Source organism: Nocardia sp. PLKS1-43 (assembly GCF_059510335.1).
On sequence record NZ_JCAJZQ010000002.1, the window covers coordinates 201,558 to 227,690 of the forward strand.

The window sequence follows — 26,133 nt, forward strand, 5'->3', positions numbered from 1 at the left end:
CGGAGCGCACTAGGTCCAGAGCACCGCGACGCAGACGTTCACGATCGCCAGCCAGCCCGCGGCGTGCGGCATCCAGCCGATCATCTTGTCGCGCTTGGCATCGGCCCGCGCGATCTCGGCGAACGCCGCCACCGCGACCGCGATCACGAGCTTGACGATCATCTTCGCCATGATCACGTGCTTGTCCAGCGAATGGATCGAATCCGCCATGCCGAACAGCACAAGTCCGGTGATGATCTGCGCCCGCGCGCCCCACACCAGAACCTCGGATACCCGCCTCGGCGAGGCCGCGTAGCCGCCGATGATGGCTGCCAGACCCAGCAGGTGGGTCACCAGCACCAGATTGAAGACGAACGTCATGGAACGAGAGCGTAGTTCATCCGCGGCACGGTCAACGACGCACAGTAGTAGAAATTCGCGGGGCGGCCTTCGGGCGAATCCACAGCAGATCCACATCCGATTTGCAGATCGATCCAACGCTGGGCCCGTAGCCTGCTGGGCAGTCGGAAGCTGTCCAGACAACCGAATGTCCTGATCATCGAGGCACAGACCACCGAGGCACACAGATGACCCACGAGGAGAGCAACGGGGAGCACACATCTGCCCGTGCGGCGAGCTCCGAACCGTCCGACCCGATGCCGGACGCCCCACCGGCGGATCCGAGCGCGACCACGCCCATCGAGCACACAGCACCGACACCGCCACCGACCCACCCCGATCCAGTCATGGCCGGGGCGCCACCGCGATCCAACCGCATGGCCCGATTCGGCGCCCGGTGGCGCACCTCACTTCCGCTGCGGATCGCGACCGCGGTGGTGGTGGCTCTGTTGATCAGCGGCGTCGGCTTCGCCGCCGGAGCCGCGTTCGGCGGCGACGACGATCCGCACCACCCGCACCGGATCACCGCCGATCATCCGTTCTGGCAGGACCGCTTGGGCTGGTTCCACCGCTACACCGACAGCGATACGGATATGGCGCCGCACCACCGGCACCTGCCCGCGACCGTCCCGTCGACGACGCCGACACCCGCTGCCGCACATACCCGCTGACTGCGGACGGATCCGGCCACGACGTCCTGGAAATCAGCCCCCCCGGGGCAGATCGCGGTCGCACCCGCGGACAGACCCACCCGGATCCGGTAGGGCGGATATCGCAGTGAATACGCGTTTCGCGGTCTTGCACCCCGGGTAACCATCGCCAAGTGGCTCTCTTCGCCCATGCGCTGCCGAGATTCGCGCGCGGGGGAGGCAGGGCGGATGACGGTGAATGGCTAGGAGAAGAGGGTGGCGGTTGTACTCGTGCTGCGCGCACGTGGACTAGGTGATCTACTCACCGCGGTCCCAGCTCTCCGCGCGCTGCGGCGAGCACGGCCGCACGACCACATCGTGTTGGCAGCACCGCACCGGCTCAAGCCGATCGTGGATCTGATCACATCGGTCGACGAGATGGTGCCCACGGCGGATGCCGAGAGCATGCGCTGGGACGGCGATCCGCCGGTGCTGGCGGTCAATCTGCACGGCGCGGGCGCCGAGGGCATCGTGGAGCTGGCCAAGACCAATCCGACTCGGATCCTGACCTACCGCAACGCCGCGTTCCCGGATCTGGACGGCCCGGAGTGGCAGTCCGACATGCACGATGTGGATCGCTGGTGCTACCTGCTGGAGTCGGCCGGCATCAGCGCCGACCGCCGCAATCTCGGCCTCGTCCCGCCGGTCGCCACCACGAACCATCGTGACTGCGTGGTGATCCACATCGGCGCGGGCGCCGAGGCCCGGCGCTGGCCGGCCGAGCGTTTCGCCGCGGTGATCCGGCATCTGCTGGTCCAGGACCGTGATGTGGTGCTCACCGGCGACGAGTTCGAACGCGGGATCGCCCTGGGCATCGCGGCCCGCGCCGGACTGCCGCAGCACAACGTCCTGGCCGGCCAGCAGAATCTGATCGAACTGTCCGCCACCGTCGCCGAGGCCGAACTCGTGGTGTGCGGTGATACCGGCGTCGCCCATCTGGCGACCGCGTTCGGTACTCGCACCGTCCTGCTGTTCGGTCCCACCTCTCCCGATCAGAGCGGTCCACCGCCGCATCTGCTGGGCCGGCACGTGGTGCTGTGGGCCGGGCACACCGGCGATCCCGACGGCACCACCCCCGATCCCGGACTGCTGGAAATCACGGTGCCCGAGGTGATCGACGCGATCGACAAGCAGTTGCGCAGCCGCTCCTGGTCGGGCTCGGGCGTCGACGGGCGGCCCACCCCCTATCGCCGCGTCGGCTGACAACCCCGAAACCCCCCTAGCACCACGGTATTACGTCCGGACAGCACCATCGAGGGAGGTGCTGCAGGGCGATGCGGCCATAGCGTCGCCATATGACCACTACCGCTGTTGCCGCCTCCCCCGCCCGGCGCCCGCACCGGCCGCTGCTCGTGACCTCGTGCGCGATGGCCGGGCTCGTCGTATTCGCCCTGTGCGCCATGGCATTCGACCACCGCACGATCCTGGGCGAATCGGTCTGGCTCAAACCGATGAAGTTCGGGCTTGCCTTCGCTCTCTACACGCTCACCCTCGCCTGGCTGCTGTCGTTCCCGCACAAGGGATCTCGTATCACCCGATGGTTCGGAAGCCTGTTCGCCGTGACGGCCTTCGTGGACGTCGGGTTCATCGTGCTGCAGGCCGCACGCGGTACGTTCAGTCACTTCAACACCGAATCCGATCCGGTCAACTCGATCGGGCAGATCGTGTTCGCCTCCGGGGTTCCCGGCCTGTTCGCCGCGAATCTCGTTATCGCGCTGATTCTTTCGTGGCAGCGGATCGCGGACCGGCCGATCGCTCGCGCGGTGCACGCCGGTCTGGCGATCGCGGTGTTCGGCATGGCGCTGGGCTATCTGATGGGGTTCACCGGCGAGCAGATCGTCTCCGACGCCGCGGGACATCCGGTGCGGCTCGGGGCCGGGCACACCGTACTGCACTCCCCCGCGCAGGTCCGGGACGGAGTGGGCGATATGCCGCTCGTCCACTGGAGCACAATCGGCGGCGATCTGCGCATACCCCACTTCGCCGGTCTGCACGGCATCCAGGTGCTGATCCTCACCGCACTGGTCCTCGCCCGGCTCGGCCACCGCCGGCCCTGGCTGACCGACCGGGTGCGAGCCCGGCTGATCGGCATACTGGCGCTCGGATACACCGGCCTGGTCGCCCTGCTGCTGTGGCAGGCGCTGCGGGCCCAGCCGCTGATCCACCCCGACCAGGCGACCCTGCTGACGTTCGCCGGACTGCTCCTGGCCACCGGCGCTGCGGTGACGGTTGTCACGCTGGCCGCGCGGCGAACCGGAATTCCGTCTGCTCCGGCACCCGATCCCGGCTCGGCGCTACCGGTCGCCGGCCGAGCCGGGTGAGGCGGCTATCGCAACCGCTCCGCGTCCTTGGCCAGGGTGACCAGAGTGCTGGTCAACTCCAGCAGTTCACCGCGGTCCGCGCCCTCGGCGACCGCGGTCGCGACATCCTCTGCCGCGCAGCGCGCGGCGAACCAGCGATCGGCCAGATCACCCGCCTCCTGCGCGCTGAGCACCACTGAATCCTCGGGAATTCCGGTGCCCTCCAAGCCTTTCCGGTGTTCATAGGCCCGTTGGCGACACGATTGCCGACAGTACCGGCGGCGACGCCCGACTTCGGATTCAGCGATCTGCCGTCCACACCAGGAACAGGACGACAGGACACGGCGCGACATGACCCGACACCCTAACGGGCCAGGGCACACTCCCCACGCGTGGCACACCGATACCCGCCGGGTGCGGCGGTTATTTTCACCTGCCGCCGGCAACCCGTAAAATGCAGGGGTTGACCGTCGCCGGGAACTGAACCTGGGTATGGCGCGTTATATCCCTGTAGAACGTTGCCGACAGGCTGAGAGAGGACCGCACACATGGCAGATCGCGTACTCCGAGGTAGCCGGCTCGGAGCGGTGAGCTACGAGACCGACCGGGACCACGACCTGGCACCGCGTCGCGTGGCGCGGTACCGGACCGACAACGGCGAGGAGTTCGATGTGCCCTTCGCCGACGACGCCGAGATCCCGCCCACCTGGCTGTGCCGCAACGGTCAGGAAGGCATCCTGATCGAGGGCACCACCCAGGAGCCCAAGAAGGTCAAGCCCCCGCGCACCCACTGGGACATGCTGCTCGAGCGGCGCTCCAAGGAGGAGCTCGAGGAGCTGCTGCAAGAGCGTCTGGAACTGCTCAAAACCCGCCGCGGCCGCTGAGCCGGCCCGCCTGCTCCCCTCCCCCGCGACTTCAGCGAGTCGTTGGGGCAGGGGAGTTTTGCTGTGTCGGACCGGCGGTGAGGCAGTCGCTCACCGTTCGGGGGCCCGACGGGTCCGGCGCATACCCAACGCGATGGACCCCACCCCGAGGAGGAAGGCGACCGCCCCGGCGGCCACGTTGCTCCAGATCGTCGCGGTGTGCGCGACATCGCCACTGACGACCCACGGGGAAATGATCATCCACAGCCCGATCAGCGGAGCGGCCCACCCCATCCCGTGCACCCGCCCATACATCGAGGCAAACCCCAGGGCCAATACCGACAGAGCGATCCCGACGACCAGATTGTTCACGGTCAGCGTCGAATAGCCGTGAAATCCCACGACCCACGGGGAGATCGCCATGTAGATCCCGGTCACGAACATGAGGCCGGTGATCACCTGCGCGGCCGGTTCCATCGCGGCCAGTTCGTACTTCTCGTGCTTGGCCCGCAACTCCACGATATCGGGATGCAAGCTCATATTCATGGCCTCGGTAGCCATGCCGTCCACCACCCTTCGGATCGGATTGCGTACTCGACGCACTCGAACCGGGCAGCTCGAATCGGTCACCACACGATGCGGAACCGGTCCGGACCTACCGGTTCATGTATCATCTCGTGATATTATCACTTCATGACATATGAGTCGATGTCATCTCCCGTTCTCGCCGAACCCGAACTCACCGACCAGCAGTATTCGAGGCTGCTCGGTTTCCGCGCCGGCCTGCGGCGGTTCCTGCGCTGGAGCGAGCACCGGGCCGCCGACGTGGGGCTCACCGCGGCACAGCATCAACTGCTGCTGGCCGTGCGCGGCCATCTCGACCCGGACGGGCCCAGCATCGGCGATATCGCGGACTATCTGAGCGCACGACACCACAGCGTGGTCCAACTGATCGACCGCACCGAGCAACTCGGGCTCGTCACCCGCAGCCGGGAAGATGGTAAGGACCGTCGCGTCGTGCGCCTCGCCCTGACCGAGGCCGGCAAACAGACCCTCGCCCAGCTCAGCGCCACTCATCTGGAAGAACTCCGCCAGCTGGCCCCCCTCGTCGACGCGCTGACGAACCGCGAGCCGGCACACGTACACCCGAATGACCGTTCGGAGTAGTCGCTTCGGATGAAAGAGGAAAAGCCGCGTCCTGGTGGACGCGGCTTCTTCTCATCCAGGGACCGGTGTCGGCGTGGCCGACGAACGCTCGAAAATCAGCGCGAGACCTTGCGGTATTGGATCAGGGCCAGGGGCATCGCGATCGCCAGGATCACCAGCGAGCAGATGATCGAGTATTCGACGCAGTGGTCGGCGGGCCAGCCGTGAGGGGTTTTGAAGGACGGGGGCGAGCCGTTGACGAACAGTTTGCGGCCCGCCGCCGACACCGCGGTGATCGGATTCCACTGGGCGACCGTGCGCAGCGGGCCCGGCAGAGTTTCCGCGGAGATGAAGGCCGAGGAGATGAACGTCAACGGGAACATCCAGATCAGCCCCGCGCTCTGGGCCACCTCGACGTTCGGTGACAGCAGTCCGGTCAGCGCGCCCACCCACGACATCGCGAAGGCGAACAGCAGGATGACCGCGAAAGCCGCTACCGCGCTGAGGAATCCGCCATTGATACGCCAGCCCACCAGATAGCCGCAGCCGACCATCACCGCCAGCGACAGGATGTTCACCACCAGGTCCGACAGCGTCCGGCCCATCAGCACCGCCAGCCGCGACATCGGCAGCGTGCGCATCCGGTCGATGATGCCCTTCTGCAGATCGTTGGCCAGGCCGACCGTGGTGAACGCGGCGTTGAAGGCGACGGTCTGGGTGAAGATTCCGGCCAGCAGGAATTCCCGGTACTGACCGCCGCCCAGCGACGCGCCGAATATGTAGGCGAACAGGAACACGAACATCAGCGGCTGCACCGTCGCGGTCACCAGCAGGGTCGGCACCCGCAGGATCGTGAGCAGATTCCGGTACGCGATGATGGCGCTGTCCCGGAAGACCCGCACCGGAGCGGGGATCGGACGGACTTCCGTCGCCGGACCCTCTTGCGCCGCAACCGTTTCCGACGGCGCCTGCGCGAGTTCGACGGTACTCACGACATGATCTCCTCTGCTACGTCCTCATCGGTTTCGGATGTCTCCTCGGGCGCGGCGGGCGCACCGGTCAGAGACAGGAACACATCGTCGAGACTGGGCCGGTTCACGACGGCGTCGACCACGCAGACGCCCGCGTCGTCCAGACGACGCAGCGCCTCGACCATGGTGCGCGAGCCCTCGCCCACCACGATCGCCACCTCGTCCGTACCTGGCTCATGCGTCGGCTCGCCGATTCCCACCTCGGCCAGAACGGATTTCGCCTGCTGCGGGTCCTGCCCGGCGGCCAGGGTCACGGTGAGCCGGTCTCCGCCGATGGAGGTCTTCAATTCGTCGGCCGAGCCGCGGGCGATCACCCGGCCGCGGTCGATCACCGTGATGCGATCGGCCAGCAGATCGGCTTCCTCCAGGTACTGCGTGGTCAGCAGCACGGTGGTGCCGTCGTCGACCAGTTCGCCGATGACGCGCCACATGTCCAGGCGGCCGCGCGGATCCAGGCCGGTGGTCGGCTCGTCCAGGACGACGACGGTGGGCCTGGCCAGCAGCGCCCCCGCCAAGTCCAGGCGCCGCGCCATACCGCCGGAGTACGTGCCCGCCCGCCGGCCCGCGGCATGATCCAGGCCCAGCGCCGAGAGCAGTTCGGTGGCGCGGGCGGCGGCCCGTTTGTGCGACATCCCGTACAGCCGCGCCACCATGCGCAGATTCTCGAATCCGGACAGGTTCTCGTCCACCGCCGCGTACTGCCCGGACAGGCCGATGCGGGTGCGGGCCCGCGCGGGCTCGCCCAGCACATCGATGCCGGCCACTCGCACCGTGCCCTCGGTGGGCTTGAGCAGCGTGGTGACGATACGCACCGTCGTGGTCTTCCCGGCCCCGTTCGGGCCCAGCAGCCCCATCACGGTGCCGCTGGGTATCTCCAGGTCGATGCCGTCGAGAACGCGCGCCCGGCCGTACTTCTTCACCAATCCGGCGACCTCCACCGCCAGGGTCACAGCATCTCCTTCGCATCTTCGGCTGGTACGTCGTTCGCACGCAAAGCCTTGTCGGCCAACTGTTCTCGCAATACCGGCCCGATCACGGCCAGGGCCTCCGGATTGGTCATCCCGGAATGCCGGCAGCGCACCTTCTGGTCGTGGATCGCGCCGGTGACGTACGGCTCCCACGCCTGCGCGCAGCGGGCCGGGTCGGCCCGGTTGATCTCGTCCTCGGCGGCGGTGAAGAAGACCAGATCGCCCTCGAAGACCCGGGGCCGGAAGCCGTGCGCCAGCTCGGCGCCCGCGGCGTAGCCGGTGTAGAGCCGCTGCAGGTGGTCCACCGTGAGCGCGGCGAACGGACCGGGACGGTTGCGCAGCAGTTCCGCGGCGTCCTCGAGCGTCAGGCGAGGATCGATGGCGTGGTCACCGCCGAGCAGGTCGCTGCCGAATTCGCCGATGATGTCGGCGACCCCGGGCACGGCCTGATCGAGCCATTCGTCGGTGAGCCGGTAGCTGTCCATCATCGCCAGCAGTTCGACCCGCTGTCCCGCCTCCTGCAGCTGCACCGCCATCTCGTGCGCGATGAGCCCGCCCAGCGACCAGCCCAGCAGATGGTACGGCCCTTCCGGCTGCACCGATCTGATCTGTGCCACATAGTCTTTCGCGGTCTGCGTCAGGGTGGTGCGGGATTCCGCGCCGGTGACGTGCGGCGCCTGCAGCCCGTATACCGGCCGGTCGGCGGGCAGATGCGCGAGCAGCCCGGAGTAGCACCACGCCAGCCCGATCGCCGGATGCACGCAGAACAGCGGCTCCGCACCGGACCCGGCCGGGACCGCGACATCCGAGAGCGTCTGCTCCCGCGCACCGCTGCGCGCGGCCGCCTCCGCCGATCGGATCGGCAGCAGCGGTCGCAGGGCTTCGGCCAGCACCTCACCGGCGTCGGCGTCCAGCCGCCGCGCGATGGCCGCCGGCGTGGAATCACCGAACATCAGCTGCACCGGCATCTCGATTCCCGCGGACCGCAGCTGCGCGACGACCTTCGTGGCCAGCAGCGAGTTTCCGCCCAGATCGAAGAATCCGTCGTCCACACCCACCGACTCCACGCCGAGCACCTCGGCGAAGGCCGTGCACAACGCGCGCTCGGCCGGAGTGGCCGGCGGCCGGTAGCTCGATCCCGACCCGAAGACCGGTTCGGGCAGCAGCCGCCGGTCCAGCTTGCCGACCGGGGTCAGCGGCACCCGGTCCAGCAGCGTGATCGACTGCGGCACCATGTAATTCGGCACCAGATCGCGCAGGTGCGCGGTCAGCTCGGCCACCGTCGGCGCGGTTCCGTTGAGCGGCTTCACATACGACACCAGCGCGGTGGCCCCGGCCGGGGTCCGGTGACCGACGGTCAGCGAGAACTCCACGGCGGCGTGCCGGGACATCGCCGCGTCGATCTCACCGAGTTCGATGCGGAAGCCGCGGATCTTGACCTGGTGGTCGGTGCGGCCGACGTACTCCAGCTCCCGCCGGCGACCGTGCACGCACCAGCGCGTCAGATCGCCCGTGCGGTACATCCGCTCACCCGGTTTGCCGTACGGATTCGCCACGAAACGCTGTGCGGTCAGCCCCGGCCGGTCGAGATAGCCCCGCGCGAGCGCGGGACCGCTCAGGTACAGCTCGCCGGTGACGCGGCACGGGGCGGGATGCAGGCGGCGATCCAGGACCACCGCGTTCACGCCGCGGATCGGGCCGCCGATGGTGATCGGCATGTCCGGGGCCGTGGGCGGGGAGATGAGCGTGACGATGGTGGTCTCGGTCGGGCCGTACACGTTGTACAGGTTCCGGCCGCGGCTCCAGCGCGTCACCAGCTCCGGTGGCAGCGCCTCACCGCCGACCAGGACGTGACGCATCTCGGTGATCCCGGACGGGTCCACCGTGCCCAGGGCGGCGGTGGTGATGAAGGCGTGCGTGATGCGCTCCTCGATCAGCACCCGCCCGAGCTCGGCCCCGCCGTATACGCCCGCGGGCGTGATCACCAGCGTTGCCGCACCGCCGAGCGCCAGCAGCAGATCCAACATGGCCGCGTCGAAACTCGGTGTGGCGAAGTGCAATACGCGGTCGCCGGGCCGGACCTCGAAACGTTGCGCGGTCTCGGCCGCGAAGTTCGACAGTCCGCCGTGGGTGACGACCACCCCCTTCGGGGTACCGGTGGAGCCGGAGGTGTAGATCACGTACGCGGGATGGTCCATCCGCAGCTCGCCCCGGCGTTCGGCCGCGGTGATGGGCGCGTCCGAGGTGTCCAGCACCCGGCGCCGGAACGAAGGCGCGTCCAGGACGGTCCAACTCACCCCGTCGGGCAGGTTGTCCCGGTGCGCCGCGAGCGTAATGCCCAGTGCCGCACCGGAATCGGTGAGCATATGGGCGATCCGGTATTCCGGGTAGCCCGGATCGACCGGCACGAACGCCGCACCGGCCTTGGCCACCGCGAGCGTGACCGCCACCGATTCGGCCGATCGCGCGACGCCCAGGGCCACCAGCGTCTCCGGACCCACGCCCTGCTCGATGAGCACTCGCGCGAGCCGGTTGGTCCAGCGATCCAGGGCATCGTAGGTGATCTGCGTACCGCCGTCGCGCAGCGCCACTCCCCGCGGATCGGCCCGCACCGCGGCGCCGAACACTTCCGGCAGGGTCAGCGGGCGTCCCGGGATCGCGCCGCGCACCGGCACCAGACTCGACCATTCGCTGGATTCGAGCCAGTCCAGATCACCCACGGGCGTGGCCGGATTCGCCGCCGCCGCGCTCACCAGCCGGGCCAGGCGGCTGCCGAGCCGGGCCGCGGTCGCCTCGTCGAACAGGTCGCGGGCGTAGTTCACCGCGACGGTGATGCCGTCGGGCTCCCGGTCCGGGGTCCACGATTCGGTGAGGGTGAATTGCAGATCGAACTTCGCGATGCCCGGATCGGCGTTACACGCCTCGATCTGCAGGCCGGGCAGTTCCAGCACCCGCACCGGTTCGTTCCGAACCGACAACATGACCTGGAACAGCGGGTGATGCGATTGCGACCGGGCCGGATTGAGCACCTCGACCAGGCGCTCGAACGGCACGTCGGCCTGGGCGAACGCCTCCAGGTCGGTTTCACGCACCGCGCGCAGCAGTTCGGCGAACGAGGCGTCACCGTCGATTCCGGTACGCAGCACCAGAGTTCCCACGAACATACCGATCAGCGCATCCAGGGCCGGATCGCCGCGACCGGCGATCGGCGTGCCGATCGCGATGTCGTCGCCGTCGGTGATCCGGTGCAGCAGTGTCGCCAGCGCGGCGTGCAACACCATGAAGATGGTGACGCCGTGCTCACTGGCCATCGCCTGCAGTTCCCGGTGTGTGTGCGCGTCGATGGAGCATTCGACGGTACCGCCGCGGTAACTCGGCACCGGCGGGCGCGGGCGATCGGTGGGCAGCGGCAACAGTTCGGGCAACCCGTCCAGTGCGGTGCGCCAGTAGTCCAGCTGACGGCTCACCGCGGAATCCGGATCGTCCTCGCTGCCGAGCGTTTCCTGCTGCCGCAGTGTGTAATCCGCGTACTGGACCGCCAGTTCGGGCCAGTCCGGGGACTCGCCGGCATGGTGCGCGCGGTAGGCGGTCGCCAGGTCCATGGCCAGCGGTCCGAGCGACCAGCCGTCCATCGCGATGTGGTGGACGACCAGTACCAGCACGTGGTCGTCGGCGGCGACGCGCAACAAATGCGCGCGCAGCGGAACCGTATGCGCCAGATCGAATCCCGGCCCGGCCAGCCGCCGCACCGCCTCGTCGATCTCGCCCTCGGCCACCTCGCTCATCCCGATCGCGACCTGCGCCGCTGCCGGGTCGAGCACTCGCTGGAACGGCTCGCCCTCGAGTTCGCCGAACACCGTCCGCAACGTCTCGTGCCGGGCCTGCACCGCGTTGAGCGCGGACTGCATGGCGACGACGTCCAGGGCGCCGCGCAGGCGCAGCGCGGCCGGGACGTTGTACACCCCGGAACGATCGCCCGATCCCCCGGACTCGTTGAACCGGTTGAGGAACCACAACCGCCGCTGCGCCGCCGACAGCGGCACCCGCTGTGGACGCTTGCGCCGGCTCAGTACGGGTGCGTTGTCTCCCGGCCGGCCACGACCGTCCAGGCGGGCGGCCAGCTCGGCCACCGTCGGGGTCGCGAACACCGACCGCACCTCGAGCCGGGTACCGGTCGCCGCGGCCAGGCGCGCCACCAATTGCGTTGCCAGCAGCGAGTTTCCGCCGACGTCGAAGAAATTGTCGCCCGCGCCGATCGTCTCCGCGCCGACCAGTTCCGAAATCACCTGTGCGACCAGGCGTTCGGCATCGGTGCTCGGCTCGCGCCGCTCGGTCGCCACCGGCTCGGGCTCGGGCAGCGCGGCCCGGTCCAGTTTGCCCACCGGCGTGAGCGGAATGCGGTCCAGCACGGTCATGCTCGCCGGAACCATGTGCGCCGGAAGCCGTTCGGCCACGTGCGCGCGCACCGCCGGGACGTCCACGGTGACCGAATCGTCCGCGGGCAGCACGTACGACACGATGCGCTTGGCTCCGGCGATCTCCCGAACCTCGGTGTGCGCGAAGCGGATCGAGGGATGACTGGTCAGCGCGGCGTTGATCTCGCCGAGTTCGATCCGGAATCCGCGCAGCTTGACCTGATCGTCGCCGCGGCCCAGGTAGACGATCTCGCCCTCGGAATTCCAGCGCACCAGGTCACCGGTGCGATACAGCCGCGCACCCGCGGGGCCGAACGGATCGGCCACGAACCGTGCCGCGCTGAGCGCGGGCCGGCCGAAGTATCCGCGCGATACGCCGTGGCCACCCAGGTACAGCTCACCGGGCACCCCGACCGGCACCGGCCGCAGCCGCTCGTCCAGGATCACCGCACGAGCCCCCCGCACCAGCGTGCCGATCGGCGCCGGTAGGCCGGGCCGCAGCGGTTCGGAGATGGTGGCGACGATGGTCGTCTCGGTGGGGCCGTAACCATTGAACATCATGCGGTCCGCACCCCAGCGGTGCACCAGTTCCGGTCCCAGCGCCTCGCCGCCCACCATGATCGCCGCGAGATGCGGCAGTGGCCAGCGCTCACGATCGATGGTGGCCAGCGCCGCCGGGGTCATGAAGGTGTGGGTGACGCGCTCGCGGTCCATCAGCGCGGCCAGTTCGTCCCCGCCGTACACGTCGGGCGGGGTGATCACCATCGTCGCGCCCGAGCCGATGGCCAGCAGCAGATCGAGCACCGCCGCGTCGAAGCTGGGCGACGCGAAATGCATTGTGCGCGAATCGCGGTCGACCTTCATCCGGTCGCGCAGCTCGTCGGCGAAATTGGACAGGCCGGTGTGGGTGACGGCCACGCCCTTGGGCGTACCGGTGGATCCCGAAGTGTAGATCAGATAGGCCAGATCCGAGGTCCACGCGGTGCGCAGCCGGTCGGCGTCGGTGATCACGGCCGGACTCCGATCCTCGATCTCGGCCCGCTGATCCGGATCGTCCAGCAGCAGCCATTCGGTGTCGCAGCCGCCCACACCCGCCTCGCGCAGCCGCCCGACGTGCGCGCCGACCGTCACACCCGACCGGCAACCGGAATCGGTGAGCATATGGCGCACGCGGTCGGTGGGATAGTTCGGATCCACCGGCACGAAGGCGGCGCCGGTCTTGGTGACCGCGAGCACCGTCGCCACCGACTCCACGGACCGGGTCAGGCCGAGGGCCACCCGGTCACCCGGGCCGATGCCGCGCCGGATGAGTTCGCGCGCAAGGCGATTCGAGTAGGCATCCAGTTCCGCGTAGGTCAGCTCGGTCTCCCCCGAACGAATCGCGACGCGTTCGGGATGCAGATGCGCGGTGACCGCGAAATAGTTCGCCAGACTGCACTGCGGGGTGGCGACCGGGCCGTATGCCGGGGCCAGGCGGGTGCGTTCGTAGTCGGTCCGAGCGTCGATGTCGCGCACGCGGATTCGGTGATCGGCGGAGATCGCGGCCAGCACCAACCCCAGGCGCTCGGCCAGCAGGCGCACCGTCTCCTCGTCGAAAAGCTCTGCGGCGTAGACGAATTCGAAGCGCCGCTCGGGCGTGTCCGGGGAGCCGCCCGGCATCACCCGCAACTCCAGGTCGAACTTCGCCAGCGCGATGTCCAGCTCCTGCGCGCGCAGCGCCAGCCCCGGTAGCCGCAGTTCGGGAATCGGGCCGTCCTGAACGGTCAGCGCCACTTGCAACACCGGACGCAGTTGCGCGTCGCGACCGCCGAGCGACTGCAACTCGGCCACGATCCGCTCGAACGGCAGATCCGCGTGCGCCATGGCCGCGAGTTCACCGTCGCGATCGATGGCCAGCTGCTCGACGAACCGGCGATCCGGGTCGATCTGCGACCGCAGCACCAGGGTGTTGACGAACATGCCGACCAGATCGTCGAGCCGGGTATCCGCCCGCCCGGCCACCGGCGTCCCGATGACGATGTCGCGACCGCCGGTGACCGAGCGCAGCAACACCGCCAGCGCCGTGCGCAGTACCATGAACAGGCTGACGCCGCGTTCGCGGGCGAGCTCGTCGATGCCCTCGTGGATGTGCGCTGGGAGGCCGAACCGCACCGTGCCCGCGCGCTGGGTGGGATGCTCGGGCCGCGGCCGGTCGTAGGGCAGCGGCATGGCCTCGGGCAGCCCGTCCAGTGTCTCGCGCCAGAATCGCAGCTGCGTGGCGGCCAGGCTGACCGGGTTGTCCTCGTCGCCGAGGCAATCGCGTTGCCACAGGCTGAAATCCGCGTACTGCACCGGCAGCGGCTGCCACGCCGGGGCCGATCCGCCGCAGCGCGCGGCGTAGGCCGTGGCCAGATCGCGCGTGAGCGGGATCAGCGACCAGCCGTCCGCGGCGATGTGATGCAGCACGATACCGAGCCGGAACTGCTGAGGACCCGTGCGCAGCAACGTCATTCGCACCGGGATCTCCCGGGTCAGGTCGAAGCCGCGCAGTGCCAGGGTCCGCAGCGCCAGAGCCGCGTCCGCCTCGTCGGTCTCGACCGGCTCCAGCACCGGCATGCAGCGGTGCGTGTCGAGGATCAGCTGATACGCGCCGGAACGGTCCTCCGGGAACACCGTGCGCAGCACCTCGTGCCGGTCCACCAGGTCCGTGAGCGCCGCCCGCAATGCGGCGATGTCCGGATCGCCGTCGATTCGTATCACGAAAGCGATGTTGTAGGCGCTGGATTCGGGAGAATAGCGGTTGAGGAACCAGACCCGCTGCTGCGGCAGCGACAAGGGGAGACGTCCCGGACGCGGGTCACGCACAGCCAGCGCCGTCCGCTGCGTCCGGGGCGTTTCGATCAGGCGCGCGGCCATGTCGGCGACCGTCGGCGCCTCGAAGACCGCCCGCACGGGCAGATCGACGCCGAATTCGTCGTACAGCGCCGAGGACAGTCGCGTCGCGAGCAGCGAGTTGCCGCCGACCTCGAAGAAGCTGTCCTCCGCGCCGGGCATCGGATGCCCGAGCACCGCGCCGAAGACCTCCGCGACCCGCTCCTCGAGTCCGGGCTCGGGCGCGCGGGAGCCGCTCGACGACGCGAAAACCGGATCCGGCAACGCCTTTCGGTCCAGCTTGCCCGCCGGCGTCACCGGCACCTCGTCGATGACGACGATCGCGGCCGGAACCATGTAGGCCGGCAACCGCCGGCGCGCCGAATCCAGCACGGCCGCGGCGTCGATCGGTCCGTCGGCGGTGATGTAGGCGGCCAGCCGCATCGTGCCGTGCTCACCGGTGTGCACGATGGTGTGCGCGAACCGGACTCCGGGGTGGGCGCGCAGGGCGTGATCGACCTCGCGCAGTTCGATGCGGAAGCCGCGGATCTTCACCTGATCGTCCGCGCGGCCCAGGAACCGCAGCTGCCCGCTCGTGTCGGCGACCACGAGATCGCCGGTGCGGTACATGCGTTCGCCACGACGGCCGTGCGGATTGGCCGGGAACCGCTGCGCGGTCATCGCGTGCCGGCCCAGATAGCCGCGGGCCAGGCCGGGCCCGGACAGGTACAGCTCACCGGGGACGCCCGGCGGCACCGGATGCAGCCGGTTGTCCAGGACGAACAACCGCATCCCGCGCACGGGCATGCCGATCGGCACGGGGCGGCCCGCGACCATCGGGCCGGTGGCGGTCGCGGCGACGGTCGCCTCCGACGGTCCGTACATGTTGTGCATGCGATGCCGAGCGGTCCAGGTGCTCACCAGTTCCTCGGGGCAGGCGTCGCCGCCGACGATCACCGCCTCGAGATCGTCGAGCCCCTCGCTGGGCACGGTCGCCAGCGCGGCCGGGGTGATGAAGGCGTGGGTCACCCGCTCGTCGCGCAGCAGCGCGGCGAGTTCGGCTCCGCCGTAGAGCCCGGCGGGTGCCACCACGATGGTCGCGCCGGCGGCGAATCCGAGCAGCAGTTCCAGCACCGACGCGTCGAACGACGGCGACGAGAAGTGCAGTGTGCGTGCCGAATCCGTGACGCCGAACAGATGCCGCTGCTCGTGGGCGAGACAGGCCAGCCCGGCGTGCGTGACCACGACGGCCTTGGGCGTTCCGGTGGATCCGGAGGTGTAGATCAGGTACGCCGGATGTGCCACCCGCAGTGGCTGATGCCGATCCGAGTCGGTGACCGGAGCGGCGGACTGGCGCATCGTCTCCGCGGCCAGCTCCGGGGATCCGGCCAGCAGCCAGTCCACATCCCGTTTGCGGTGCCTCCCCCGGCGCATCGGCCACTCCGGCATGGCGGCATGCGACTCGGCGTCGGTCAGGCCCAGCATCGCGCCGGAATCGGTGAGCATGTGCGCGATCCGGTCGGCCGGATATCCCGGATCGATCGGCACGTACGCCGCGCCGGTCTTGGCCACCGCCCAGATCGCGGTGATCGCGTCGAGCCCGCGCGGCAGAGCGACGGCGACGACCACTTCCGGCCCGGCGCCGCAGCCGATCAGCACGCGCGCCAATCGGTTCGAGGCCTCGTCCAGTTCCCGATAGGTGGTGTCGTGCTCGAGGTAGCGCACCGCGACGGCATCGGGCACACGTTCGGCGGTCTCGGTGAGCAGGCGGGCCAGGGTGATCGGCGGTTCGGCCGGCGCACCCGTGATGGGCACCAGTTTGGCCGCCTCGCGCACGTCGAGGATGTTCAGGTCGCCGACGGGCACGCGGGGCGCGGTCACCGTCGCGGTGACCAGACGGACGAACCGCTGCGCGATGGCGCGCACCGTCGATTCGTCGAATACGTCCGTGGCATAGCCGAATTCGGCGTGCAGCGGACCGTCGGACGGATCGCCGCTCTGCTGCACGGTCAGCTGCAGATCGAACTTGGCGACACCGGATTCCATCGGCAGGACGCGAGCGTCCATGTCCGGCAGGCTGATTCGCAGTTCCGGATCGTTCTCGTAGGAGAGCATCACCTGGAACAGCGGGTGCCGACCGGCATCACGCGCCGGATTGACGACCTCCACCAGCCGTTCGAAGGGCACATCCGCGTTGGCGAACGCGTCCAGGTCGGTTTCCCGGACGCGATCGAGCATCCGATCGAAGCCCGCGGCCGGATCGACCTCGGTGCGCAGCACCAGCGTATTGACGAACATGCCGACCAGGTCGTCCAGCGCCGGGTCCGAACGTCCGGCGATAGGTGTGCCGATCGCGATGTCGGTGGTGTTGCACAGCCGCGAGAGCAGCACGGCCAGGCAGGCGTGCAACACCATGAACGTGCTGACCCCGCGGTCCGTGGCCAGGGCGGCCACCGCGCGCCGGACCTCCGCGGGGATCGTCACGGCCACCCGGGCGCCCTCGGTGGTGCGCTGCTGCGGCCGCGGACGGTCCAGCGGCAGATCCAGCTGATCGGGCAGATCGGCCAGGGCGGTGCGCCAATAGCTCAGCTGCCGACCCAGCGCACTGGCCGGATCGTCCTCGTCGCCGAGCAGTTCGCGCTGCCACAGCGCGAAATCGGGGTACTGCACCGGCAGCGGAGTCCAGCGCGGCGCGTGCCCGGCCGTGCGAGCGGCGATGGCCGTCATCAGATCCCGGGCCAGCGGCGCGACCGACCAGCCGTCACCACAGATGTGGTGCAGGATCACCAGGAACACGTACCGGTCGGGCCCGGTGCGGTACAGCGCGATGCGGAACGGGGCCTGGGTGCGCAGATCGAAGCCGTATCCGGCGTATTCGGCGGCCAGGGCCATCACATCCGCGCCGACGGCGTCGATCGCGTCCAGGGCCAGCGGAATCTGCGCGGCCGGATGGACGAGCTGACGCGGGCCCTGCGGCGAATCGGGGAATGTGGTGCGCAGGCTCTCGTGCCGTTCCAGCACGTCCAGTACGCCCGCGCGCAAGGCGTCGGGATCCACCGTCCCGGTCAGCTCCACGGCCAGCGGCATGTTGTACGCCGAAGCGTGTTCGGCGAACCGGTTCAGAATCCACAGCCGCTGCTGAGCCAGCGAGAGCGGAATGCGTTCCGGCCGTTCGGCGGCGACGAGTTTGGGTTGCGCGGACAGCGGGTAACGATCATCCAGAGCAGTGGCCAGTGCGGCCACCGTGGCGGATTCGAAAAGGTCCCGGATGGTCAGTTCCGCGCCCAGCGTGGTGTTGATCCGGGCGACCGCGCGGGCGGCGGACAGCGAATTGCCGCCCAGCTCGAAGAAGCTGTCCTCTACGCCGACGTCCTCGGCGCTCAGGATCTCCTCGAAGATCGCGGCGATCCGTCGTTCGGCTTCGGTGCGCGGTAGGGCGGCCGTCCCGCCCGCGCGCTGCGCACCGGAGGCGGGTACCGGCAGGGCTTTGCGATCCACCTTGCCGTTGGCGCTCAACGGCATTTCGTCCAGCACGATCAGATGTGCGGGCACCATGTATGCGGGCAGGGTGCGGTGCAATTCGCGGGTCAGCTCGGCCACGTCCGGATCGGAATCCGGTGCGCCGACGACATATCCGACGAGTTCGTCCCCACCGTGGGTGCGGTGCGCCACGCAGACCGCCCGGGCCACACCCGGTGCGGCCAGCAGCGCCGCCTCGATCTCGCCCAGTTCGATGCGCAGGCCGCGGATCTTCACCTGGAAGTCGGTGCGGCCCAGGTATTCCAGCACGCCGTCGGCAGGCCGCCAGCGCACCAGGTCGCCCGTGCGGTACATCCGCACGCCGGGGGTGAACGGGTTGGCGACGAACCGGCCCGCGCTCAGCCCGGCACGCCCCAGGTAGCCGCGCGCCAGCTGGACCCCGGCCAGGTACAGCTCGCCGACCACGCCCGGCGGGACCGGCCGCAACCGCTCGTCCAGCACGTAGACCCGGGTGTTCCAGATCGGCGCGCCGATCGGCACGGATTCCTGTTCCGCGGCGCACGGCCAGGACGTCACGTCGACCGCGGCCTCGGTGGGACCGTACAGATTGTGCAGCCACGGGGAGCCGTCCGCGGCCGAGCCTCCTGGAGCCGAATGTCCCAGTGCCGCATGGAAATCGCGTACGGTCGCCGCGGGCAGCGCCTCGCCGCTGCAGAATACCCGCCGCAACGCGGTGCATCCGCCGACCTCGGTGTCGGTGACGAAGACCGACAGCATCGACGGCACGAAATGCGCTGTGGTGACCGACTTCTCGGCGATGATCCGGGCCAGGTACACCGGATCGCGATGCCCGTCCGGGGCCGCGATCACCAGCCGCGCGCCGATCTGCAAGGGCCAGAAGAACTCCCACACCGAAACATCGAAGGTGGCGGGGGTCTTCTGCAAGACCACATCGCTGTCGTCGAGCCGGTATTCGTGCTGCATCCAGCGCAACCGGTTCACGATCGCGGCGTGCGAGACACCCACGCCCTTCGGGCGGCCGGTGGACCCGGAGGTGAAGATCACGTAGGCCAGGTGATCCGGACGCACCCGCGCGCGGCGGTCGGTATCGGTGATCGGCGCGCCGGAGAACCCGGACAGATCCGTCGCGCGCAGATCGATCCGGTCCGCACTCGCGGGCAGTTCGATACTGTCGGCACCGGCGGTCAGCACGCACAGCGGGCGCGCCTGTGCCAGGATGTCCGCGTTGCGCTCGGCCGGATGATCCGGATCGATCGGCAGATAGGCCGCACCGGCGCGCACGATCGCGTACATGCCGATCACCAGATCCAGGCTGCGCCGCACGGCCAGGCCGACGACCGTATCGGGGCCCGCACCGCGGGCGATCAGCAGCCGCGCCAGCCGGTCGGCCCGCTCGCGCAACTGCGCGTAGGTCATCGTCTCGTCGCCGAATTCCAGTGCCACCGCGTCCGGGCAGGCTGCGGCCCGCTCGCCGAACAACTCGCACAGCGTGCCCGGGCACTGCGGCACATCGGTGGAATTCCATTGCCGCAGAACCAGATCGCGCTCCGCATCGGTGATGACCGGCACCTCGGCGACCGCGTCGTCCGGGTCGGCGGTCACCAGCCGGGCCAGGAAGTCCACGAAACGGTCGTGGTGGACCGCCAGCTCATCGACGTCGTACAGCTGCGGATTCGCCTCGAAGTCCACATGGATGCGGTCGCCGGTGCCGTTGTACACGTTGAGCGACAGATCCTCCACCGGACCGGTGGACAGCACGTTGAGCGAGCCGGCCAGGCTGCCGAAGCGAAGCTCGCTGTGGAACAGCATGATGTTGACCATCGGCCCGAAGAATCCGCGCGCATCGCGGGAATACCCGCAGTCGCGACGGATGTCGTCGGCGCGGTAGCGCTGATGCCGCAGTGCGCCGGTGATCTGCAGTTCGGCCGCCTTCACCACATCGCGCAGGGTGGTGCCGGCGTCGAAACGCAGCCGGATCGGCACCACGTTGGACACCACTCCCGCCGAGCGGCGCAGCGCCACGGTGGTGCGCGCGGACACCGGCAGACTCAGCACCACATCCTGGTTGCCGGTCACCGCGCGCACGTAGCAGGCCAGCGCGGCGACGAACATCGTGGAGTTCTGGGTGTCGAAAACCCCTGTGGCAGCGGATAATTCCGACTGTACCTCGGGGCCGAGCTTATGTGTCGCGCGATGCCGGCCCGAATCCGAGCGCGGTTCGGCGGTCGTGGACGCGGACAGGGTCATGGGCGCGCCGACACCGGCCAGCTGTTCGAGCCAGTACTCGCGATCCGAGCGGAACCGGCTGGTGTCACGATAACTCGACTCGCCCGCGTAGATCTCGGCCAGCGGTGTGGCGCGGGAGGCGACCGGTTCGGTGTGATTCTCCAGGGCCGTGTAGATCTCGGCGGTCCGGGTGACCGCGTTCATCGCGCCGTAGCCGTCCAGAACGATGTGGTGTCCGCGGGAATACCAGATGTAGTCGAACTCGCCGGTGCGCAGCACGACATTCGTCATCAGCGGATCGCGTACCGGGTCGATCCTGCTGCTGGCATGGTCGTTCATCCAGCGCAGCGCCGCCGCGTGCGGATCGGCCTCGTGCCGCAGATCCATCCGGGCCCAGCCGGGCCGTTGCGCGGGATCGATCAGCTGATGCGGGGCGCCGTCGATCTCGACCAGCCGCACCTGTCCGATCTGGGTCTCGACACCGCAACGCTCGATCGCGTACAGCAGCCGGCCCACGTCGAGCTCACCGTGGATCTCGACGTACTGGGCGATGGTGAGCGGAATGTCAGGGCGGATCCGCTGGGCGTACCACAGTGCGGTTTGCGCGGGGGAGAGAGCGAAGGGTTGTGCTGATAGTTCGCCAGAAGAGCATTGGTCTACACGATCGGTGGCCAATGACCTCATCAATCACTCCGTTCTGCCGCTGTTGACGCAACTCCCCGAGCATCGCCACGGCGGGTATCCATGCGCCGACCGTGGGATCTGATCCACGCCCTACTATTCGGAGCATCGGGACGCGCGGATCGGTAGCGATCTCGTAATGTTCTATTTCGAACAACGTTGGCGGATAGGGCCTTTAGTCAGCTAACTTCTCGCAAACTTCGCAAATGCCACAGTGGAACCGAATCGCGCAGCGAAAGGGTGACGCGTAGGACCTGATCCGGAACGCTTACATCGGCGGCTAGCGGCTCACCCGGTCGTCGACGGCCTCATCATCCGCCGGTTGCGGCGACGGCGTGGTTCGCCGCCGAACAGCCGAAGCCAGAACAGCAATCCCGGACACGATACACAACAACCATTCCGGCCACGGACCCACCTCGGTCGCGGGTGTCGTGGTGTGCCGCAACGGCAGGGCCGCCTCGAGCCAGGCGGGCACGAACTTCGACGTCTCCTGCCGCACCGTGCCGTCGGCGGTGATGATCGCGCTGACTCCGGACGTTGCGGCCACGACCAGGGCTCGGCCGTGTTCGACCGCGCGCACCCGGGACATGGCCAGCTGTTGGTACGTCATTTCGCTGTCGCCGAAGGTGGCGTTGTTCGTCGGCACGGTCAGCAGTTGCGCGCCCGCGTGCATCGAATCCCGGAACGCCCGGTCGAAGGCGACCTCGTAGCAGGTGGCCACGCCGATCGCGACCGGCGCACCGCCGCGGACAGGCTGAGCGTGCACCACGCCGTTACCGTGTCCGGGCACGAAATAGCCCGCCTTGTCGGCATATTTCGAGAAGTGCCGGAAGAAGTCGCGGTAGGGCAGGTATTCGCCGAACGGCTGGATGATCTTCTTGTCGTGGCGCTCCCCCGGGCCGTCGGCCCCGTTCCAGACGATCACCGAATTCGTGGTCGTGTCATCGTCGTTCACCAGCACCGCGCCGACCAGGATCGGCGCGTGGATCCGCTCCGAGACGGCGGTGATCTCCGCGTACGCGTCACTGTTGCGTAACGGATCGATATCGGATGAGTTCTCCGGCCAGATCACCACATCCGGCTGTGCCGCCCGGCCGGCGGCGACGGCCTCGGCCAGTGCGCCGGTCTCGCGGACGTGATTGTCCAGGACGGCACGGCGCTGGGCGTTGAAGTCCAGGCCCAGGCGCGGCACGCTGCCCTGGATGGCGGCGACGACGATCGTCCGGTCGCCGTCGGTCGGCCCGGGCAGGGCAGCCCGGAGAGTCAACCCGGCGACGGGGACGAGGACCACAACCGCTGCGGCACCGGCGATTCCGATTCGCCACCGCGCGCCGCGCCGATCCCGCAGGCCGATCACCAAGGCCGCCAACGCCGTTCCGGTCAGCGCCACCGCGAAACTCACCCCGGGTGCGCCGGCGAGCTGGGCCAATGGCAGATACCAACCGTCGCCCTGGCCGAAAGCCAGTCGGCCCCAGGGGAATCCGCCGAACGGAAAACTCGCGCGCCCCCATTCGGTGAGGGTCCACGTCGTCGCCACCCACAGCGGCCAGCCGGGCAGCACGCTCACCAGCCGCGCCAGCAGACCGAACAGTCCGACGTACATCGCGCACGCCAGCGAAAGGCCCAACCAGGGCACCGGGCCGACGTAGATGCCCGTCCAGGGCAGCAGCGGCACGAAGAAGGCCAGACCCGCGACCAGCCCGTAACCGAACCCGCCGCGCAGCGTTCGGCTCGACCGGACCACCGCGGTCAGCAGCGCGATGCCGAGCGGGGCGACGTACCAGCAGGTGCGGGGCGGGAAACTCGCGTAGATCAGCAGGCCCGCGACGATCGCGCAGAGCAGTCGCGGCACGGCCGGGTACCGGCTCGCCGCGGCGGTCAGCCGCGAACGCGGACCCGTTGCGGCGGCGGGGTTCTCGTGGTCCTGTCGCACGTCCACGAGCTCGTCCCTCTCATGCCGCATAAATGGTGTTTCCCCGGTGCACGGTACGCAGGCAGCGCGGCAGCGGCGCGCCCGGGTCGAGCGGGGGCAGCCCCGGAACCCGGGACCGCGGATCGGTGGACCACCGCTGCACGGTGTCCGATGCGGCGGCCACCACCAGATCGGCCGCGTCCCAGATCGCGTACGAGGCCGGGGCGCCGGGCACGAGGGTTCCGGCAACGCCGTCGCGCACGCCGCCTGCCCGCCAGGCGCCGCGAGTGGCCGCGGCGAAGGCGGCGCGCGGGGAGATCTGGTGCCCGGGGGTGCGGTGGTGTGCGGCCGCCCGCACGGCGGCCCACGGATTCAACTCGGTGACCGGGGCGTCCGAACCGATGGCCAGGCCGATACCCGCGGCTGCCATGGCCGCGAAGGGATTCAGCGCGGCGGCGCGCTCGGCGCCCAGCCGTGTGGCGTACATACCCTCCGGCCCGCCCCACGCGGCGTCGAAACCCGGTTGCACACTGGCGAGTACGCCGAATTCGGCGAACGTCGCGATCTGCTCGGGACCGATCGCCTCGGCATGTTCCACGCGATGGCCCCGGGCGGCGATCGCGGGTCCGCCGACCTCGGCGGCGACCCGGGCCACCGCGTCGGCCACGGCCGCGACGGCCGCATCGCCGATGGCGTGGAATCCGGCCTGGATTCCGGCCTCGGTGCAGGCGCTCAGATGCGCGGCGATGGCATCGACATCGAGATATCCGCGACCGAGAGAGTCCCGATCGGCGTAGGGAGCGTGCAGCCAGGCGGTGTGCGAACCGAGCGAGCCGTCGACGAACAGGTCTCCGGCCAGTCCGTGCACGCCGAGTTCCTTGACCAGGGTGCGAGCCTCGTCCGCGGTGCGAACGGCCGCGCCCCAGTAGACGCGCACCTCGACACCGTGCGGGAACTGCAGCAATTCGGTCACATCGGCCGCACCGGAGATCTGCGGGCCGGCGCATTCGTGCACGGCCACGATGCCGTTGGCGGCGGCGTGGTCCAGGGCGGCGCGGCGGGCCTGATCACGCTGGGCCCGATCGAGCCGGTCGAGTGCGGCGCTGCGAGCGAGATGATGCGCTTGTGCGCACAGCGGCTCGCCGCGGCTATAGCCCTCGGCCGCGGCGATCTGTGGCACCGAATCCAGCAGCGCCGTCGATACGACCGCCGAATGTGCGTCCACGCGAACGAGATACACGAGTCGGCCGGGTCCGGCCGCGGCATCGATCTCGGCCGCGGCCGGCGGGCGGGCCTGCGGCCATCCGGTCTCGTCCCAGCCCTCGCCGATGATCACGGCGTCCGGATGCGCCCGCGCGTACTCCCCCACCAGGGTCAGGCACTGTTCCAGCGATGCGGCCCCGGACAGATCCAACCCGGTCAACTGCAATCCCAGCGCGGTCACGTGCACATGCGGATCGACGAATCCGGGCGCGACGAACGCACCGTCCAGATCGATGACCTCGGCATCGGGATACAGTGCCCGCCCCGGCCGTTCGGCGCCCAGCCACACCACGGTGCCGTCCTCGACCGCCATCGATGTGGCATCGGGAGAACTAGGGCTGTGGATGCGACCGCCAACCAGCAACTGGGTACTCACGGCACATCAGTCTGCCGCACCGGGTTTTCGCCGCACTCTCCGGCGTCGCTGCACGTGGTGCACATCGCCGTCGGCGTCCGCAGCGGACGACGCGGACTCATCGGCCGAGCAGCGCCCACTGCGACCGCCTCCGACGAGCACCTCGGCCCCGAGTACACGCTGGACGGCCCGAACCGGCCAGTTCCGTAATTCGATATGGGAATACCACCACGGCAGTCGGCCCGACTGCGGGGCTCGTGCCGGGACGGGGTGAGCACGCCTCCGCGAAGACACGGCCGACCATCCAGCGGGCGCCCCTCATGCCGGCGCGGGAAGCGCACCGCCAGCGGTACGACCGCGAGGATGGTGCCGGGGACAGGACGAATGCGCGCGCATGAAGACACGCCGACCCCACCACTCTGGTCTCGTGCCAGCAGCAGCGCACCGACAATAGACGCGCCCAGCTCGGGGGTCGGCCGTGTATTCGTGCAGGCGCATTCGTCCTGCCTCGGCGCGAACACCCGCGGTGCGCTGTCCCACCAGAACGAGACCCGGCAGGTGGGTGGTCGGCTGTGTATTCGTGCGGGCGTATTCGTCCTGTCCGGGCACGCTCCCCGGAGTTGGCGCGGGAAGCGCACCGGGGCGGCACGACCGCACGTCGCATGGCTGGGCGAGTGAATTCGCCTGCGCGACAATCCCGCTCACCGCGGAAAGCGACGGGGCCCGCGCTGGCGTGTGCTGCGTGAGCGCGAACGTGTGGTCGGGCGGGTGCTGATCGGGGACGAGCCGCATCCGGGCGCTGCCGGATTCCTGGCCACCGCCCGGCGGGCGGGGCTGCGGGTGGTGCTGATCGACGTTGATGGCCGCGCGGGGTGTGTTGACTCTGGACCCGCTCATGTGGCGTCGCCTGGGCCGGATCTCGGCGGTGGTCGTCGATCGGGACGCGGGACGCGGTGCGCGGGCGGTGGTTCTGGACGCGGACTCACTCGACGAGGGCTGGCCGGTAGAGCACGGGTGGAGCGCCGCGCAGCGGCTGCTGTGGCGCGATGACGGGTCCGGCGGATTATCGGCCGTCGAGCATCGGGCGGGCGGGGCCGCGGCCGTCGTCGTAGTACTCCTGCACGACCACGCCGTCGACGACGTCGCCGGACGGGTCCACGACAACGCCGCGGTAACCGGCGGCCATGCTCAGGCGGTCGATGCGGCGGGTGGCGAAGGCAGACACGATCGGGCGCAGCAGGCGGCGGGTGGGCAGCAGCAGGATCAGGCCGAGCACCGAGGTGATCAGGCCGGGCACGAACATGGCGACCGCGCCGAGCGTGACCAGCGCACCGTCGGCGACCGCGGTGCCGGGGGCGATCTCCCCGCGACTCGCGCGCCGGAACTGGTCGAACACCCGGCGGCCCTGCGAGCGCACCAGGATCAGGCCCAGGCCCGAACCCGCGATGAGCAACAGAATGGTGGCGACGACACCGATGAAGTGGCCGACCACGACGAGGGCGGCGATCTCGACGACGAGGTAGACAGCGAACAGCAGCGCGGGCATGGCGATCCT

Annotated in this window: 14 protein-coding genes; 5 read left to right on the plus strand and 9 right to left on the minus strand. The window is 69.4% G+C overall.

The annotated features are described in order from the left end of the window. Window positions 1-9 precede the first annotated feature (9 nt). Window positions 10-360 carry a hypothetical protein gene (locus tag AC5WS7_RS08920; protein WP_040824124.1) on the minus strand — a complete coding sequence of 117 codons (351 nt, stop codon included), beginning with the start codon at window positions 358-360 and terminating at the stop codon, window positions 10-12. A gap of 365 nt (window positions 361-725) precedes the next feature. Here AC5WS7_RS08920 and AC5WS7_RS08925 point away from each other — a divergent pair, with 365 nt between their 5' ends. From AC5WS7_RS08925 to AC5WS7_RS08935, 3 genes are all read left to right on the plus strand, one after another. Then, window positions 726-1,049, plus strand: coding sequence for a hypothetical protein (locus tag AC5WS7_RS08925; RefSeq protein ID WP_495953937.1), 324 nt, complete (start codon window positions 726-728; stop codon window positions 1,047-1,049). Between the two features lie 234 nt (window positions 1,050-1,283). Next, window positions 1,284-2,270 carry a glycosyltransferase family 9 protein gene (locus AC5WS7_RS08930; RefSeq protein WP_495953938.1) on the plus strand — a complete coding sequence of 329 codons (987 nt, stop codon included), beginning with the start codon at window positions 1,284-1,286 and terminating at the stop codon, window positions 2,268-2,270. Window positions 2,271-2,362: 92 nt separating this feature from the next. Further along, window positions 2,363-3,388 carry a hypothetical protein gene (locus tag AC5WS7_RS08935; RefSeq protein ID WP_495953939.1) on the plus strand — a complete coding sequence of 342 codons (1,026 nt, stop codon included), beginning with the start codon at window positions 2,363-2,365 and terminating at the stop codon, window positions 3,386-3,388. Window positions 3,389-3,393: 5 nt separating this feature from the next. Here AC5WS7_RS08935 and AC5WS7_RS08940 read toward each other — a convergent pair whose 3' ends face one another. Further along, window positions 3,394-3,720, minus strand: a complete 327-nt coding sequence (locus tag AC5WS7_RS08940; protein WP_495953940.1) for a hypothetical protein — start codon at window positions 3,718-3,720, stop codon at window positions 3,394-3,396. Between the two features lie 195 nt (window positions 3,721-3,915). On the opposite strand from AC5WS7_RS08940, the gene AC5WS7_RS08945 reads away from it, so the two are divergent. Next, window positions 3,916-4,251, plus strand: coding sequence for an RNA polymerase-binding protein RbpA (locus tag AC5WS7_RS08945; protein WP_030517018.1), 336 nt, complete (start codon window positions 3,916-3,918; stop codon window positions 4,249-4,251). Window positions 4,252-4,341: 90 nt separating this feature from the next. Here AC5WS7_RS08945 and AC5WS7_RS08950 read toward each other — a convergent pair whose 3' ends face one another. Further along, window positions 4,342-4,791, minus strand: a complete 450-nt coding sequence (locus tag AC5WS7_RS08950; protein ID WP_495953941.1) for an SPW repeat protein — start codon at window positions 4,789-4,791, stop codon at window positions 4,342-4,344. Window positions 4,792-4,923: 132 nt separating this feature from the next. Here AC5WS7_RS08950 and AC5WS7_RS08955 point away from each other — a divergent pair, with 132 nt between their 5' ends. Beyond that, window positions 4,924-5,397 (plus strand): MarR family winged helix-turn-helix transcriptional regulator, encoded by a 474-nt coding sequence (locus AC5WS7_RS08955; protein ID WP_495953942.1) that lies wholly within the window; start codon window positions 4,924-4,926, stop codon window positions 5,395-5,397. A 95-nt stretch (window positions 5,398-5,492) separates the two neighbouring features. Here the strand turns inward: AC5WS7_RS08955 and AC5WS7_RS08960 are convergent, their stop codons facing one another. The 6 genes from AC5WS7_RS08960 to AC5WS7_RS08985 all read right to left on the minus strand — a co-directional run bounded on the left by AC5WS7_RS08960 (window position 5,493) and on the right by AC5WS7_RS08985 (window position 26,124). Then, a complete protein-coding gene (locus AC5WS7_RS08960; protein ID WP_495954511.1) occupies window positions 5,493-6,290 on the minus strand; it encodes an ABC transporter permease in 798 nt (265 codons plus the stop codon). A gap of 74 nt (window positions 6,291-6,364) precedes the next feature. Continuing rightward, window positions 6,365-7,357 (minus strand): ATP-binding cassette domain-containing protein, encoded by a 993-nt coding sequence (locus AC5WS7_RS08965; RefSeq protein WP_495953943.1) that lies wholly within the window; start codon window positions 7,355-7,357, stop codon window positions 6,365-6,367. Next, window positions 7,354-21,051 (minus strand): non-ribosomal peptide synthetase, encoded by a 13,698-nt coding sequence (locus AC5WS7_RS08970; RefSeq protein ID WP_495953944.1) that lies wholly within the window; start codon window positions 21,049-21,051, stop codon window positions 7,354-7,356. Before AC5WS7_RS08970 ends, AC5WS7_RS08965 begins: the two co-directional genes overlap by 4 nt. Before the next feature lie 277 nt (window positions 21,052-21,328). After that, window positions 21,329-22,987, minus strand: a complete 1,659-nt coding sequence (lnt, locus tag AC5WS7_RS08975; RefSeq protein WP_495953945.1) for an apolipoprotein N-acyltransferase — start codon at window positions 22,985-22,987, stop codon at window positions 21,329-21,331. Between the two features lie 13 nt (window positions 22,988-23,000). Further along, window positions 23,001-24,599, minus strand: coding sequence for an amidohydrolase (locus tag AC5WS7_RS08980; RefSeq protein ID WP_495953946.1), 1,599 nt, complete (start codon window positions 24,597-24,599; stop codon window positions 23,001-23,003). A gap of 1,042 nt (window positions 24,600-25,641) precedes the next feature. Beyond that, window positions 25,642-26,124 (minus strand): FxsA family protein, encoded by a 483-nt coding sequence (locus AC5WS7_RS08985; RefSeq protein ID WP_495953947.1) that lies wholly within the window; start codon window positions 26,122-26,124, stop codon window positions 25,642-25,644. Between the last annotated feature and the right edge of the window lie 9 nt (window positions 26,125-26,133).